The 14,205-nt window shown below is 71.2% G+C and carries 20 protein-coding genes; 13 read left to right on the top strand and 7 right to left on the bottom strand.

Annotated elements, in window-relative coordinates:
* Positions 1–25: 25 nt before the first annotated feature.
* Complete coding sequence (locus tag ACZ4WZ_RS28560; protein ID WP_467894704.1) at positions 26–529, top strand: SRPBCC domain-containing protein; 504 nt, start codon at positions 26–28, stop codon at positions 527–529.
* 82 nt (positions 530–611) lie between these two features.
* On the opposite strand, the gene ACZ4WZ_RS28565 is transcribed toward ACZ4WZ_RS28560, so the two are convergent.
* The gene (locus ACZ4WZ_RS28565; RefSeq protein WP_467894793.1) at positions 612–1,013 is read right to left on the bottom strand and encodes a MarR family winged helix-turn-helix transcriptional regulator; all 402 of its coding nucleotides are present in this window, start codon (positions 1,011–1,013) and stop codon (positions 612–614) included.
* 175 nt (positions 1,014–1,188) lie between these two features.
* Here ACZ4WZ_RS28565 and ACZ4WZ_RS28570 point away from each other — a divergent pair, with 175 nt between their 5' ends.
* Entirely contained in the window at positions 1,189–1,554 is a 366-nt protein-coding gene (locus ACZ4WZ_RS28570; RefSeq protein WP_467894706.1) for a cupin domain-containing protein, read from the top strand.
* A gap of 10 nt (positions 1,555–1,564) precedes the next feature.
* Here the strand turns inward: ACZ4WZ_RS28570 and ACZ4WZ_RS28575 are convergent, their stop codons facing one another.
* Complete coding sequence (locus ACZ4WZ_RS28575) at positions 1,565–1,918, bottom strand: PLD nuclease N-terminal domain-containing protein (protein WP_467894708.1); 354 nt, start codon at positions 1,916–1,918, stop codon at positions 1,565–1,567.
* A 90-nt stretch (positions 1,919–2,008) separates the two neighbouring features.
* Between ACZ4WZ_RS28575 and ACZ4WZ_RS28580 the strand changes: the two genes are divergently transcribed.
* From ACZ4WZ_RS28580 to ACZ4WZ_RS28595, 4 genes are all read left to right on the top strand, one after another.
* The gene (locus tag ACZ4WZ_RS28580) at positions 2,009–3,466 is read left to right on the top strand and encodes a menaquinone biosynthesis decarboxylase (protein WP_467894710.1); all 1,458 of its coding nucleotides are present in this window, start codon (positions 2,009–2,011) and stop codon (positions 3,464–3,466) included.
* A gap of 76 nt (positions 3,467–3,542) precedes the next feature.
* Positions 3,543–4,016, top strand: coding sequence for a hypothetical protein (locus ACZ4WZ_RS28585; RefSeq protein WP_467894712.1), 474 nt, complete (start codon positions 3,543–3,545; stop codon positions 4,014–4,016).
* Complete coding sequence (gene mqnP, locus ACZ4WZ_RS28590) at positions 4,013–4,936, top strand: menaquinone biosynthesis prenyltransferase MqnP (protein ID WP_467894714.1); 924 nt, start codon at positions 4,013–4,015, stop codon at positions 4,934–4,936. Before ACZ4WZ_RS28585 ends, mqnP begins: the two co-directional genes overlap by 4 nt.
* A 26-nt stretch (positions 4,937–4,962) precedes the next feature.
* Positions 4,963–5,547, top strand: coding sequence for a Uma2 family endonuclease (locus tag ACZ4WZ_RS28595; RefSeq protein WP_467894716.1), 585 nt, complete (start codon positions 4,963–4,965; stop codon positions 5,545–5,547).
* Here the strand turns inward: ACZ4WZ_RS28595 and ACZ4WZ_RS28600 are convergent.
* Entirely contained in the window at positions 5,540–6,145 is a 606-nt protein-coding gene (locus ACZ4WZ_RS28600) for a rhomboid family intramembrane serine protease (RefSeq protein ID WP_467894717.1), read from the bottom strand. The two genes, ACZ4WZ_RS28595 and ACZ4WZ_RS28600, sit on opposite strands and share 8 nt — an antisense overlap.
* Before the next feature lie 89 nt (positions 6,146–6,234).
* Here ACZ4WZ_RS28600 and ACZ4WZ_RS28605 point away from each other — a divergent pair, with 89 nt between their 5' ends.
* A complete protein-coding gene (locus tag ACZ4WZ_RS28605; RefSeq protein ID WP_467894719.1) occupies positions 6,235–6,906 on the top strand; it encodes a UbiX family flavin prenyltransferase in 672 nt (223 codons plus the stop codon).
* On the opposite strand, the gene ACZ4WZ_RS28610 is transcribed toward ACZ4WZ_RS28605, so the two are convergent.
* Positions 6,903–7,037 carry a hypothetical protein gene (locus tag ACZ4WZ_RS28610; RefSeq protein ID WP_388939455.1) on the bottom strand — a complete coding sequence of 45 codons (135 nt, stop codon included), beginning with the start codon at positions 7,035–7,037 and terminating at the stop codon, positions 6,903–6,905. The two genes, ACZ4WZ_RS28605 and ACZ4WZ_RS28610, sit on opposite strands and share 4 nt — an antisense overlap.
* Positions 7,038–7,158: 121 nt before the next feature.
* On the opposite strand from ACZ4WZ_RS28610, the gene ACZ4WZ_RS28615 reads away from it, so the two are divergent.
* The 5 genes from ACZ4WZ_RS28615 to ACZ4WZ_RS28635 all read left to right on the top strand — a co-directional run bounded on the left by ACZ4WZ_RS28615 (position 7,159) and on the right by ACZ4WZ_RS28635 (position 11,663).
* A complete protein-coding gene (locus ACZ4WZ_RS28615; protein ID WP_042811055.1) occupies positions 7,159–7,614 on the top strand; it encodes an Lrp/AsnC family transcriptional regulator in 456 nt (151 codons plus the stop codon).
* 61 nt (positions 7,615–7,675) lie between these two features.
* Complete coding sequence (gene mqnE / locus ACZ4WZ_RS28620; RefSeq protein ID WP_467894721.1) at positions 7,676–8,839, top strand: aminofutalosine synthase MqnE; 1,164 nt, start codon at positions 7,676–7,678, stop codon at positions 8,837–8,839.
* A 117-nt stretch (positions 8,840–8,956) separates the two neighbouring features.
* Complete coding sequence (locus ACZ4WZ_RS28625; protein WP_467894722.1) at positions 8,957–9,481, top strand: GNAT family N-acetyltransferase; 525 nt, start codon at positions 8,957–8,959, stop codon at positions 9,479–9,481.
* A gap of 118 nt (positions 9,482–9,599) precedes the next feature.
* Positions 9,600–9,866 (top strand): DUF4229 domain-containing protein, encoded by a 267-nt coding sequence (locus tag ACZ4WZ_RS28630; RefSeq protein ID WP_467894795.1) that lies wholly within the window; start codon positions 9,600–9,602, stop codon positions 9,864–9,866.
* Between the two features lie 465 nt (positions 9,867–10,331).
* Positions 10,332–11,663: a dicarboxylate/amino acid:cation symporter gene (locus ACZ4WZ_RS28635; protein WP_467894724.1), complete on the top strand. Its 1,332-nt coding sequence runs from the start codon at positions 10,332–10,334 to the stop codon at positions 11,661–11,663.
* A gap of 103 nt (positions 11,664–11,766) precedes the next feature.
* Here ACZ4WZ_RS28635 and ACZ4WZ_RS28640 read toward each other — a convergent pair whose 3' ends face one another.
* Positions 11,767–12,501 carry a dienelactone hydrolase family protein gene (locus ACZ4WZ_RS28640; protein ID WP_467894726.1) on the bottom strand — a complete coding sequence of 245 codons (735 nt, stop codon included), beginning with the start codon at positions 12,499–12,501 and terminating at the stop codon, positions 11,767–11,769.
* A gap of 261 nt (positions 12,502–12,762) precedes the next feature.
* Positions 12,763–13,422, bottom strand: a complete 660-nt coding sequence (locus tag ACZ4WZ_RS28645) for an NADPH-dependent F420 reductase (protein ID WP_467894728.1) — start codon at positions 13,420–13,422, stop codon at positions 12,763–12,765.
* 73 nt (positions 13,423–13,495) lie between these two features.
* Between ACZ4WZ_RS28645 and ACZ4WZ_RS28650 the strand changes: the two genes are divergently transcribed.
* Positions 13,496–13,852, top strand: coding sequence for a winged helix-turn-helix transcriptional regulator (locus ACZ4WZ_RS28650; protein WP_467894730.1), 357 nt, complete (start codon positions 13,496–13,498; stop codon positions 13,850–13,852).
* Positions 13,853–13,884: 32 nt separating this feature from the next.
* On the opposite strand, the gene ACZ4WZ_RS28655 is transcribed toward ACZ4WZ_RS28650, so the two are convergent.
* Positions 13,885–14,187, bottom strand: coding sequence for a hypothetical protein (locus ACZ4WZ_RS28655; protein WP_467894732.1), 303 nt, complete (start codon positions 14,185–14,187; stop codon positions 13,885–13,887).
* Positions 14,188–14,205: the final 18 nt, after the last annotated feature.

The raw sequence follows: 14,205 nt of genomic DNA on the forward strand, positions 1-14,205 counted from the left end.
CCCCGGGGAGTGGGACGCTGGTGGTATGTCTCCTGTGAGCCATGCCACCAGCGAGCCGCGCGGCCCCGGCCGCTGGACCATCCGCTTCGAGATGCACCTGCCGTACGGGTACGAGGCCCTGTGGCCCGCCCTCACCACGACGGAGGGGCTGCTCGGCTGGCTGGCGGCGGCGGACGTGCTGGAACGCCGCCTCGGCGGTGCCGTCACGCTGCGCTGGCTCAATACCGGCGCCACCGAGTCCGGGCAGGTCACCGCCTGGGACACGGAGCGGGTCGCCGAGTACACGCTCTCCGGGCACGGGCGGATCCGCTTCCACTTGGAGGCGGTGGGCACCGACTCGACGGTGATCCGCTTCCTGAACGAGCGCGGCGGCTCCGACGAGGAGCGCCTGGACTGCCTGGCCGGCTGGCACGACCACTTCGAGCGGCTGCAGGCCGCGATGGCCGGGCACCCGACCGACTGGGCGGCCTGGACGGATGCCCGCCGGGCGGAGCTGCGCGCCTCCTACGCGTCCTTCTCCAGGGCGTAGGCGCCCGGACGCAGGCCGCCCAGGACGCGGGCGGCCCCCCGGACGCAGGCGCCGCCCGGCCCTCACGACAGACCCCCGCCCCTCACCACACCGGCCGCAGCGGCGGCAGGCCCTCGCCCCCGTGCAGGGCGCGGATGACGCGCGCCAGCTCCCCGCGCAGCACACCGAGGTCGGCCCGCTCGGCCAGCTCCGCCTCCAGCGCGTGCAGGACGCGTCCGGCGGTGGCGAGGTGCTCGACCGCGGCGGGGGTCAGGACGACCAGCTTGCGGCGCCCGCCGCCGGGGTGCGGCTCGCGCCGGACGTAGCCGCGCTTCTCCAGGTCGTCGACGATCTGCCCGGCGGCCTGTTTGGTCACCCCGAGCCGCTCGGCCAGCTCGCTGGCGGTGGCGCCGGGGCCCTTGAGGGCCTGGAAGGCCATGCCGTGCAGGGGGCGCAGGTCGGCGTAGCCCGCGTCGGCGAGGCGCCGGGTGAACTCGCCGAGCATCAGCTGGAAGCCGATCCCGAGGAGGAAGGTCAGCTCGACGCCGGAGGTCTCTTCGTGGGAAGTCACGCGGACCATGGTGGCACAGGCGAGTAAAGCCCCTTGACTCATTCGAGTAAAGGGGCTTTACTCATGCCTGTCGCCGCGCACCCCACCACGCAGAGGACCCGCCTTGCACGTGATCAGCGTTTCCCCCGAGAACGTCACCGCCTCGCCCAACGCCACCATGACGGGTCTCGCCGCCCCCAGCCGCGGCAGCTCCGAACTCTCCACCTGGCACGTGGACATGCCCGCCGGATCCACCGGCCCCGAGCACTCCGTCAGCCGCGAGCAGGTCTGGCAGCTCACCGCCGGCTCCCTGGAGGTCACCTGCGACGGCCGCACCGAGAAGGTGTCCGCCGGCCAGACCCTCGTCCTGCCGCCGGACGTCCCGCGCCGGATCCACGCCCCCGAGACCTTCGAGGCGTACGTGGTCATGCGCGCGGACGGAGTCGCCTCGGTGCCCGGCACCGAGGGCACCCGGGTCCTGTCCTGGGCGCAGTGACCCGTACGCGCTACTCCTTGCCCGGCCCGCCCTTGCCCGGGTCGTCCTCGCCCTGGTCGTCCCCGTCCGTCTTCTTGTTCCGTTCCTGCTCCTCGCGCAGGGAGTTCAGGAACTCCGGGTTGTCGTCGGGCGCCACCCACTGCTGCCGGCGCGCCCGGCCGCCACCGCCGCCACCGCCGACGGCGGAGCGCTGACGGCCCGCGAAGAGCCACACCACCGGGCCGACGATCGAGAACAGCAGGATGATCAGCACCCAGATCGTCTTCGGCAGGTGCTTGACCTCCTCCTCCGGGGTGTTCAGGCAGTCGATGAAGGCGTAGATGGTCAGCGCCAGGATCAGCAGGAACGGCAGATAGCGCAGCACGGTGTGGGACCGACTCCCGGGAAGTGACGACGGACCCGCGCGGGGCCCCGGTGACGGTTCCAGGGTATGGGGTGACGGATACTGGGCTCCATGGCTTACGACGATCTCCGCTCGCTGCTCCGGGCTCTGGAGCGGGAGGGCGACCTCAAGCGCATCAAGGCCGAAGTCGACCCGTACCTGGAGGTCGGGGAGATCGTCGACAGAGTGAACAAGGCCGGCGGCCCGGCCCTGCTCTTCGAGAACGTCAAGGGCTCGGCCATGCCGCTCGCCATGAACGTCTTCGGGACCGACCGCCGTCTCCTGAAGGCCCTCGGCCTGAAGTCGTACGGCGAGATCAGCGAGAAGATCGGCGGCCTGCTCAAGCCCGAACTGCCGCAGGGCTTCATCGGCGTCCGCGAGGCCTTCGGCAAGCTCGGCTCGATGGTCCACGTCCCGCCGAAGAAGGTGAAGGGCGAGTCCGCGCCCGTCCAGGAGGTCGTCCTCACCGGCGACGACGTCGACCTCGACCAGCTCCCGGCCCTCTTCACCTGGCCCAAGGACGGCGGCTCCTTCTTCAACCTGGGCCTCACCCACACCAAGCACCCCGAGACCGGCGTCCGCAACCTCGGCCTCTACCGCCTCCAGCGCCACGACAAGCGCACCATCGGCATGCACTGGCAGATCCACAAGGACAGCCGCAACCACTACGCCGTCGCCGCCGCGCGCGGCGAGCGGCTGCCGGTCGCGATCGCCTTCGGCTGTCCGCCCGCCGTCACCTACGCCTCCACCGCACCGCTGCCGGGCGACATCGACGAGTACCTCTTCGCCGGGTTCGTCGCGGGCAAGCGGATCGAGATGGTCGACTGCAAGACGGTCCCGCTCCAGGTCCCGGCCCACGCCGAGGTCGTCATCGAGGGCTGGCTGGAGCCCGGGGAGACGCTCCCCGAGGGCCCCTTCGGCGACCACACCGGCTTCTACACCCCGCAGGAACCCTTCCCCGCGCTGAAGATCGACTGCGTGACGATGCGGAAGCGCCCGCTGCTCCAGTCGATCGTGGTCGGCCGCCCGCCGACGGAGGACGGCCCGCTGGGCCGCGCGACGGAACGCTTCTTCCTGCCCCTCCTCAAGATCATCGTGCCGGACATCGTGGACTACCACCTCCCCGAGTCGGGCGGCTTCCACAACTGCGCGATCGTCTCGATCGACAAGAAGTACCCCAAGCACGCGCAGAAGGTCATGCATGCCATCTGGGGCGCGCACATGATGTCGCTGACCAAGCTGATCATCGTGGTCGACAAGGACTGCGACGTCCACGACCTGCACGAGGTCTCCTGGCGAGCCCTCGGCAACACCGACTACTCCCGCGACCTGACCGTGGTCGAGGGGCCGGTGGACCACCTGGACCACGCCTCGTACCAGCAGTTCTGGGGCGGCAAGGCGGGCATCGACGCGACCAAGAAGCTGCCGGAGGAGGGCTACACCCGCGACGGCGGCTGGCCCGACATGGTCGAGTCCGACCCGGCGACGGCCGCCCTCGTGGACCGGCGCTGGAAGGAGTACGGACTGTGAGGTACCAGGCAACGATGAGGTCGGAGAGCGCCGGGAGTGCTCCCCGCGCCCGCGGCGATGAACCGGAGTACGGACTGTGAGCCCGATCGCGGTCGGCGGCCCGGCGCTCTTCATCGGTGACGACACCACGTACGTGGCCCTCGTGCGCCCGGAGCTCGACCCGGCCGACCCGGAGGTCCGCGAGGCCGCCGCGCAGGCCGGCGTCAGCCCCGAGGAGTTCGTCGGCCCCGGCGGCGTCTGGGCGCTGATGTGGGACGAGCGCGACGGCGGCGGCGGCTTCGAGCTGCCCGGACTGCGCGACGCGGACGCCGACGACTTCGCCGAACGCCTCCTCGCCGAGCTGGCCTTCGCCGTCACCGAGCCGTTCACCGTCGAGGCGGGCCCCGTGCTGAGCCTGGAGGGCCGGCCGGCCGGCGAGGACTGCGCCTTCCTGGCCCGGATCACCCCGCCGGAGGGCGAGGAGGTGCCCCCGCTCGCGCTGGACATCGCCCCGGAGGCCGTGGAGACGCTCCGCGCCGACCTCGAAGAGTTCCGCAGGAGCCTCGTATGACCTCCGCAGCCGAAGCCCTTCCCGGGCCGGGCCCCGCGCCGCAGGCCACCGGCAAGGTCAAGGCCTTCCTGCGCCTGGTGATGATCGAGCACTCGGTCTTCGCGCTGCCCTTCGCCTACATCGCCGCGCTGACGGCCATGTACCGGCTCGACGGGCGCATGCACTGGACCGAGCTGCTGCTCGTCACCGTGTGCATGGTGGGCCTGCGGACCTTCGCGATGGCCGCCAACCGGATCATCGACCGGGAGATCGACGCCCGTAACCCGCGCACCGCCGGGCGCGAGCTCGTCACCGGCGCGGTCTCGGTGCGTTCCGCCTGGACCGGCGCGGGCATCGCGCTGGTGGTCTTCCTCGGCGCCGCCGCCCTGCTGAACCCGCTGTGCCTGATCCTGGCGCCGGTCGCGGTGGTCCCGATGGTGGTCTACCCGTACGGCAAGCGCTTCACGGACTTCCCGCACGCCATCCTGGGCCTGGCCCAGGCGATGGGCCCGGTCGGGGCCTGGCTGGCGGTCACGGGGGAGTGGTCCTGGGAGGCGGTCGTCCTGGGTCTGGCCGTGGGAGTGTGGATCGGCGGCTTCGACCTGATCTTCGCCTGCCAGGACGTGGCGGCCGACCGCGCGGAGGGCGTCCGCTCGGTCCCGGCCCGCTTCGGCGTCCCGGCGGCCCTGTGGGGAGCGCGCGGCGCGCACGTCGTCACCACCGGCCTGCTGGCCTGGTACGGGCTGCTGACGGAGGCGGGCGCGCTGTTCTGGTGCGGCCTGCTGGTGGTCGTGGCGGCGTTCCTCTACGAACACACCATCGTCAAGCCGCACGACCTGTCCCGCCTGAACCGGGCGTTCTTCACGGTCAACGGCTTCATCGGAATCGCGCTTTTCGTGTGCGCGCTGGCGGATCTGGTGGTGCGGGGTCTGACGGTCTAGTTACCGTGCGGCCTACCATCGAGTGCATGGACAGGGAGGCCGAAGTGACCGTCTCGGAGAGCGACAGCCTGCACTCACAGCTCAGCCGGTACGAGGACATGTTCCCCGGCCACCGGGTGGAGATTGTCGAGGGCGCCATCGTGATGAGTCCGCTGAAGCCGACCCACAACGCCACCATCTGGGCGCTGTGGACCACGCTCAAGGCTCAGCTGTCGGACGACTGGGGTTTCCTCAGCGATGTCGCGGTGCCGTTCGACGGTGACAACGAGTTCTGCCCGGACCTCGCGGTGATCCCCGAGGCGGAAGTCGCCAAGAACCTCAGCGCCTACCCGCCCGACTTGATCGAGCTGGCCGTCGAGGTCGTGTCCCCGAGCAGCGTCCGCAACGACTACGAGGTCAAGGACAGGGCCTACGCCCGGCGCGGGATCCCGCTCTACCTGATCTTCGACCCGTACAAGGCGCACTGCGTCACCCTCTGGAACCCGGGCCCCGACGGCTACCGGGGCCGGGACGTGATCCCGTACGGCGGGACGGTCGTCGTGGAGAGCGGGATCGGCAAGCTGACCGTGGACACCTCGGACCTGCCCGTGGACCCCTCGGCCGTCAGCTGAGCAGGGCCGGCTGACGGGCCGGGCGGCGGTGGCAGAGGGCGGTCGCCACTCCCGTGACGAAGCCGCAGAGGTGGCCCTGCCAGCTGATGGCGGGGTCCAGGGGGAGCAGGCCGAGGAACATGCCGCCGCCGTAGTAGGCGGCGGCCGCGATGCCCACCGCGATCCCCAGCGCCTTGCGCTCGACGAAGCCGCGCACCAGCAAGTAGCCGAAGAGACCGTAGACGATGCCCGAGGCGCCCAGGGTGACCGTGTCCGGCGGGGAGATCAGCCAGGTGCCGATGCCGTCCCCGAGCAGGATGAGTCCGCCCACGGCGAGGAAGCGGCGGATGCCGGACAGGGCGATGACGAAGCCGAGGACCAGCAGCGGGACGCTGTTGGCGGCGACGTGGCCGAAGCCCAGGTGGAGGAAGGCCGCGGAGACGATGTGCGGCAGGGTGGCGACGTCGCGGGCCAGGACGCCGTACTGGTCGAGGGAATGGCCGAGGGCGTAGTCGACCGCCTCCAGGGCCCACAGCAGGGCCACCCAGCCCAGCATCAGCTTGGCGGCGGCCTTCGCGCGGTCCGCCTGGCTCCAGGCCGGCTCGGCCGACGTTCTCATGTGGTTCCCCCTCGTGCCCGTCCCACCCCCTGGGACGTGCGCACACCTTACCGAGTGCCGCCGCGCCGTGGCCGGATAGTCTCGGAGGTATGACTGACGGCAAGCGCACCCCGTGGGTGGTCGGGGTTTCCGGGGCGTCCGGGACGCCGTACGCGGCGGCGGTGGTCCGGGGGCTGCTGGCGGCGGGCGAGAGTGTGGACCTGGTGGTCAGCCGGGCCTCGCGGCTCACCCTGCTGGACGAGACCGGGATCGCGTTCCGGGACGCGCACTGGCGCGCGGACCTGGAGGAGTGGCTGGGGCGCGGCGCCGACGGCAAGCCGGGGACCTTCGCGGGGTTCGACCTCGACGGGGTGCGGTACTGGGGTGCCGGGGACCTGGCGGCCGGGCCGAGTTCGGGTTCGTACGCCGTCAAGGGGATGCTGATCGTCCCGGCGTCCACCGCCTGCGTGGCGGGCGTGGCGCTGGGGCTGTCGAAGGACCTGCTCCAACGCGTCGCGAGCGTGACGCTCAAGGAGCGGCGCAGGCTGGTGGTCGCGGTGCGGGAGACCCCGCTGAACGGACAGACGCTGAGGCATCTGTTGGCGCTGGACGAAGCGGGCGCGGTCGTCCTGCCCGCCTCTCCGGCGTTCTACGCGGGCGCGACGCACATCCAGGACCTGGTGGACTTCGTCGCGGGGCGGGTGCTCGACGCGGCAGGGGTGCCGCACCGGCTGTACCGCCGTTGGGAGGGGGAGCTTGGCAGCGCCCGCCCCCGTGACTAGCGCTTCTTCTGGGTGCGCGGCTTGCGGGTCCGGTCCACGCGGTGGGCGGCGGCGGGCTGGTCGGTGCGGGATCGGTTGGCCAGCTCCTGGAGCTGTCGCATGTGCGCGTAGGCCGCCTCGATCGTGTACACGGTGAACCACTCCTGAAGATCGTCATTGATCTGTTGAAAGATTCACAGGGTGTTGACCCTGTGCGCCTTTGATTCTATACCTAAACTTGCAGGATCACCGAATAATGGAAGGCTCCACGTAATGGACACGGTGGACAGGCAGCTCATCCAGGCACTCCGTGAGAACGGTCGTGCCTCGTACGCGGAGCTGGGCCGTCTCGTGGGCCTCTCCGGCCCCAGCGTCACCGACCGCATCAACCGGCTGGAGACGGCCGGCGTCATCACCGGCTACCGCGCGACGGTGGCCGCAGCCGAGCTCGGCCTCGGCGTCACCGCGCTGATCGGCATCTCCCTCTCCGACGCCGCCGACCACGAGGACGTGGCGCGCCGGCTGCGCGACCTCGCGGAGATCGAGGACTGCTGGTTCATCGCCGGCGACGACTCCTTCATGCTCAAGGTCCGCGCCAGCGACGTCGACGGCCTGGAGAAGATCATCCGCAAGCTCTCCGGCACCAAGGGCGTCTCCCGCACCCGCACCACGATCGTGCTCTCCACCAAGTGGGAGAACCGGGTCGGCGAGCTGCCCGAGGACGCCTGAGAGTACGGTGGGTGGCGGTTGCAGACAGGTCTGGACAGGGACAGGTAGAGGAGACACCGGCATGGACGCGGGGCTCAAGCGCGAGCTGGAGGAAAAGGTCCGCTCCGGCGAGCGGCTGACGCGTGAGGACGGCATCGCCCTCTACGCATCGGACGACCTGGCCTGGCTGGGCGGTCTCGCCCACGAGGTGCGCACGCGCAAGAACGGCGACGTGGTCCACTTCAACGTCAACCGCCACCTCAACATGACGAACGTGTGCACCGCCTCCTGCGCGTACTGCTCGTTCCAGCGCAAGCCGGGCGAGAAGGACGCGTACACGATGCGCATCGAGGAGGCCGTCCGCCTGGCCAAGGCCATGGAGAACGAGAACCTCACCGAGCTGCACATCGTCAACGGCCTGCACCCCACCCTCCCGTGGCGGTACTACCCGCGCTCCCTGTCCGCCCTCAAGGAGGCGCTGCCGAACGTCTCGCTGAAGGCGTTCACGGCCACCGAGATCCACCACTTCGAGAAGATCTCCGGCCTCTCGGCCTCCGAGATCCTCGACGAGCTGATCGAGGCCGGTCTCGAATCGCTCACCGGCGGCGGCGCGGAGATCTTCGACTGGGAGGTCCGCCAGCACATCGTCGACCACGACACCCACTGGGAGGACTGGTCGCGCATCCACCGCCTGGCGCACGAGAAGGGCCTCAAGACCCCGAGCACCATGCTCTACGGGCACATCGAGGAGCCGCGCCACCGGGTGGACCACGTGCTGCGGCTGCGCGAGCTCCAGGACGAGACCGGCGGCTTCCAGGTCTTCATCCCGCTGCGCTACCAGCACGACTTCGTGGACATGAAGGACGGCAAGGTCCGCAACAGGCTCCAGGCGCGCACGACGATGGCCACGGGCGCCGAGGCCCTGAAGACCTTCGCGGTCTCGCGCCTCCTGTTCGACAACGTGCCGCACGTCAAGGTCTTCTGGGTGATGCACGGTGTGCAGACCGCCCAGCTCGCGCTCCAGCACGGCGCCGACGACATGGACGGCTCGGTCGTCGAGTACAAGATCACGCACGACGCGGACAACTACGGCACCCCGAACAAGCTGGGCCGCGACGACCTCCTGGAGCTCATCCGCGAGGCGGGCTTCCGCCCGGTCGAGCGCAACACGCGCTACGAGATCATCCGCGAGTACCCCGGCCCGGACGCCTCCCTGCGCGAGTCCCCGCAGGCGATGCGCGTCTGACGGAGCGACGCCCGCGCCGACAGGAGCCCCGGTCCCCGCCGGACCGGGGCTCCCGTGCGTGCGGAGGCCTGCGGAGAGCCGTTGCCCATCAGCCTCGGTAATAGATACTCTTCATTAATGACCCTTACTTTCACCTTCGATCCGGTCGTGGACCCCGCCCTGCGCGAAGGCATCGCGCAGCTGTGGACCGAGGTCACCAACGCCGGCGGCGCGGTCGGCTTCGTCCCGCCCGTCACCGCCGAAGACATCCGGCCCGCGCTGGTCAAGCACCTCGTCGCGCTGGCGGAGGGCCGTCACCGGCTGCTGGTCGGGCACGACGCCGAGGGGGCGGTCCAGGCCGTCGCCTTCCTCGCCTTCGAGCCGCACCCGTTGCGGAAGCACTGGGTCTGGGCGTACACGGTGATGGTCGCCCCCGTCCTCCAGGGCCGTGGCGCGGGGCGGGAGCTGATGGCCGCCCTCGCCGACGCGGCGCGTTCGCTGGAGGGCATCGAGGCCATTCGGCTGGAGTGCCGCGGCGGGGTCGGCCTGGAGCACTTCTACGCGGCCTGCGGCTACAAGGAGGTCGGCCGGGTGCCCGGCGCCATCCGCGTGGCCCCCGGCGACGACCGCGACGACATCACGATGCTGCTGCCCCTGCACTGACCCCACCGGGCCGCGGCCGGGCCCCGGCGTGCTTCACTGGACGGGCACGTGCCGACGTAGAAGAGAGGGAGGGGTCACCGTGGCCCTCAAGCCGAGCGCGACGATCCGCTACACCGCGATGCGGCTGGGCATCTTCGTCGGATGCCTGGTGCTCGTGGCCGTCCTGGTCAACCTGGGCTGGGTGCCCGCCGGTCTGGGCGACGCCAACTTCGCCTGGGTCGTGCTGCTCGCCCTGGTGATCTCCGCGCCCCTCTCCTTCGTCCTGCTGCGCAAGCAGCGCGACGAGATGTCCGCGCAGATCTCCGGCCGCGTCGCGGATGCGAAGGAGAAGCTCGCCGCGAACCGCAGCCAGGAGGACGCGGCCGACGACGCCGCGCGCGCGTGAGCCGAGCTCGGCCGAGTCCGAGCTGAACCGAGCTGACGCCGGGCCGGCGCGGAGCCGGTTGGCTTCGTCACAGCCGCCCCGCGGCCTTCCGTCCGCCGATGCGCCCCAGCGCCGGGAACTCCCCCCGCCACGCTGGGGCTTCGTCGTTCCCGGGGGCCGGCGGGTCCGGCGGACCCACTCCCGCACGATCAGTTCTCAAAGCATCTCTTTGAGATTCTCAAAGCAGGAGTGTTAGCGTGTCCACCATGTTGACCGCAGCCGCGCACCCGATGAGCCAGAGCGTCCTGCTCGTGGCGCGCCTGCACGTCGACTTCTGCCGCCGCGTGTCCGCGGCCTGTTGCTGTTGCCGCTGAGGCTCCGCCAGCAGCGGTCCCCGGCCGGCCCGGCCCCTTTTCCGGCTGCCGCCGTACCGCACCCCTTGCAGAAACCTTCCGCCGTACGTCCGTGCGTCCCCCGGAGAGTGTCGTGTCCGCGTCCCCCCAGGCCCAGGCTCCCGCCAAGGCCCCCTCCACATCCTTCAAGTTCCCCTTCTGGGCCCAGATCGTCACCGGCCTCGTGCTCGGCGTCCTCTTCGGCTGGCTCGCCCGCAGCCAGGACATCGGCTGGCTGAAGACCACGCTGGAACAGGTCGGCGACATCTTCATCCAGCTCCTCAAGCTGGCCGTCGCCCCGCTCGTCTTCTTCGCCATCCTGGTGTCCATCACCAACCTCCGGAAGGTGAACAACGCCGCGCGGCTCGCCTCCCGCACCCTGCTCTGGTTCATGATCACCTCGCTGATCTCGGTCGGCATCGGCCTCGCGATAGGCCTGCTGACCAACCCGGGCGCCGGCACCGGCCTCACCCCGGCCGACGGCAAGGAGCCCAAGCGGCACGGCTCCTGGATCGACTTCCTGACCGGCATCGTGCCGAAGGACATCGTCACGCCCTTCACCGAGCTGAACGTCCTCCAGATCGTCTTCCTGGCCGCCGTCGCCGGTATCGCCGCCCTCCAGCTCGGCAGCAAGGCCCAGCCGGTACTGAACCTCGCCGAATCCGTCCTGGAGCTCCTCCAGAAGGCCCTGTGGTGGGTCATCCGCCTCGCCCCCGTCGGCACCGTCGGCCTCATCGGCACCGCCATCGCGAGCTACGGCTGGGACCTCATCGGCAAGTACGCCACCTTCACCGCCGACGTCTACATCGGCTCGGCGCTCGTCATGTTCGGCGTGTACCCGCTGCTCCTCGCGACGGTCGCCAAGGTCAACCCCGTCCAGTTCTTCAAGGGCGCCTGGCCCGCGATCCAGCTGGCGTTCGTCTCCCGCTCCTCCGTCGGCACCATGCCGGTCACCCAGAAGGTCACCGAGCGCCTCGGCGTCCCGAAGGAGTACGCCTCCTTCGCCGTCCCGTTCGGCGCGACCACCAAGATGGACGGCTGCGCCGCGATCTACCCGGCCCTCGCCGCGATCTTCATCGCGAACATCTTCGACGTGCAGCTGGGCATCAAGGAGTACCTGCTCATCGCCTTCGTCTCGGTGGTCGGCTCCGCCGCCACCGCAGGTCTGACCGGCGCGACCGTGATGCTGACGCTGACCCTCTCCACGCTCGGCCTGCCGCTGGCCGGCGTCGGCCTGCTGATGGCGATCGACCCGATCCTGGACATGATGCGCACCGCCACCAACGTGGCCGGCCAGGCCGTCGTCCCGGTCATCGTCTCCGCCCGCGAGGGGATCCTCGACAAGGAGGCCTATGCCTCCGCCTCGTCCTCCCCGCTGGACGAGCCGGCCGCCACCACCGCGGCCCCGGTGCCCGTCGCCGCCTGAGCCGGCGCACGAGGCGTGACGCACGCCGAACGGACGGGGCGCCCCGGATCCCAGCGATCCGGGGCGCCCCTGCGCGTGCCGAGGCCGGCCGCGCGCCGGAACCTCAGCCGCTGACCAGGCTCCCCTCCAGCAGGGGGAGCAGGCGGTCCCAATGGCGCCGCAGCCCTGCGGGGTCGAAGGCGTCGGTGTCGGCCATGGTGAAGCCGTGGACGGTGCCGGGGTAGATCTCGGAGGTGTGGTCGAGGCCCGCGGCGTCCAGCGCCCGGTTGAGCCCGGCCAGGGCATCGGGCGTCAGATCGCCCTCGGCATGGCCGAAGTGGACCCGGGCGGTGATCCCGGCGAGGGCGTCGGGCCCGTCCGCGCCCACCGGAGCGTGGAACGCGGCGATGGCGGCCACCCGCGACGGGTGGGCCGCCGCGGTGCGCACCGCCAGCAGACCGCCTATGCAGTAGCCGGTCACGGCGACGGGCCCGGGGGCGACCTCCGGCCGGGCCGTGAGGAACCGGAGGTAGGCGTCGGCGTCGCGCAACACGCGTTCGGCGGTGTGCGCCTCGATGAGCGGCATCACCCGGCCCATGAGCGCGGGCCGGGCCTCTTCTCCGATGTGCCCGGGCAGGTCGATCAGCGGTGCCGGGCCGTGCCGGTAGAAGACGTTGGGGACGAGTACGCAGTACCCGTGGCCGGCCAGCTCGCGGGCCATGCCCTCGATCACCGGCCGCAGGCCGAAGCCGTCCGCGTACATCAGCACCCCCGGGTGCCGCTCGCCGTGGTCGGGGAAGGCGGCGAAGGCATCGGCCGGGCCGTCCGGGGTGGGGATCCGCAGCGTATGGGTGGGCATGAGCTCTCCTGTCGTGGTTGACGTCTCTCTCTGTGGTCAACACGACGGAGGCGGAGCGCGCGCGGCAGCGCGGGCCTCCCGGACGGACAGCGGGCCGCCAGCGGCCCGTACGGCGCTCAGAGGAGCGCCGGGTCACCGATCCGTGCGTGGCGCGAAGCCGTCCCGGTTTTCATGGCCGCACCCTAGCCCACCGGACGGATCCGTCACGATCGGATTCGCCGGACGAACCCCCGTCCGACCCCTCACGGGAACCGTGCCGCCTTACGCTTCCCGGCCGCCCGGGCCGGTCGCGAACGCCAGCGGAGGCGCTATCGCCTGCGCGTCCGCTCCCTCGCCCACCCACAGACCGATGAACAGGGCGGCCGTCGCCTCCAGCAGCCCCGCCCGGTCGAGACCGCCGCCGGCCACCGGTTCGCAGCCCACGTCCCGCACCAGCCCGTGCACGAGGGCGACGGCCGTCCCGTCGTCCCCGCAGACCGGTACGGCCAGGGGCCGCGTGCCGAAGACGGGCGGCCGCATCCGCCACACGTCCTCGTGGCAGAGGTTGAAGGCCTTGACCACGTGGGCCCCCGGTGCCGCCTCGGCCAGTCGCCGGGCGGCCGAGGGGCCTTCCCCGGTCAGCAGCCGGAATCCCGCCCCGATCGGGTTGGAGCAGTCCAGCAGCACCTTCCCCTCCAGGACCGCGCTCAGCTCCCGCACCACCTCGGCCCCCGCCCCGAAGGGCAGCGCGGCCAGCACCACCCGACCGGACCCGGCCGCCGTACGCAGGTCCGCGGACCGCGCGCCGCCTCCGATGCGCGCCGCGAGCCGCTGCGCCTTGTGCGCGTCCCGTCCCCCGATGACCACCTCGTGCCCGGCCCGCACCCAGTGGGTGGCGAGCGCGTCGGCCATGTTGCCCGTGCCCAGTACGCCGATTCTCATCACGTGTTGCCCTTCGTGCCTGTTGGGACCGTTCGCATCGACGCTAGAAGGCCGTTCGGGCACCATTCGGTACGTGACGACCGACGCCTTCCTCGCCGACTGCCGCGCCCGCCTCGGCTTCGACCTGCTCTCCAACACCTGGAACGCCGTGGTGATCTGGGGACTGCGCGACGGTCCCAGCCGGCACGGCGACCTGCGCGAGCGGATCGGGGGCATCAGCTCCAAGGTCCTCACCGAGACCCTGCGGCGGCTTCAGTCCAACGGACTGGTCGACCGGTGCGTGCGCCCCGACGCCGGCTCACGGGTCGAGTACCGGCTCACCGAGCTGGGCCGCACCTTGCTGGCGCCCATCGAAGCGGTCGGCGCCTGGGGGTTCGCGTACGGTGACGAGGTCATGGCCGCCCAGCACCCCGCCACGGACCCGGACTGATCCCCAGCCCTCGGGCCCTTCGGCAGGGGCGCTCAGACGGTCTGGCCGCGCCAGAAGGCGATCGCTGCCAGCAGGAAGGGGGCCGCGTACCACCAGCGGCCGAGGGTGCGGTGGAAGACGGGGACGGCGGTCAGGAGCAGCCCGGCGAAGCACAGCACCACCGAGAACTCGGCGGTGAAACGGGCGTCGTCGCGCACCGGGTCGTACGGGGACTCCGGCCGCAGCACCAGGGACACCCAGCACAGGTACACCGCCGGCAGGTAGAGGAGGACCAGGGGAACGGCGAGCACCCAGCGCAGGCACCCCCGGTCCCCGGGCAGGTCGATGGACGTCATCCGGCCATCTTCGTCCCC

This window comes from Streptomyces sp. NPDC029122 (assembly GCF_055569445.1).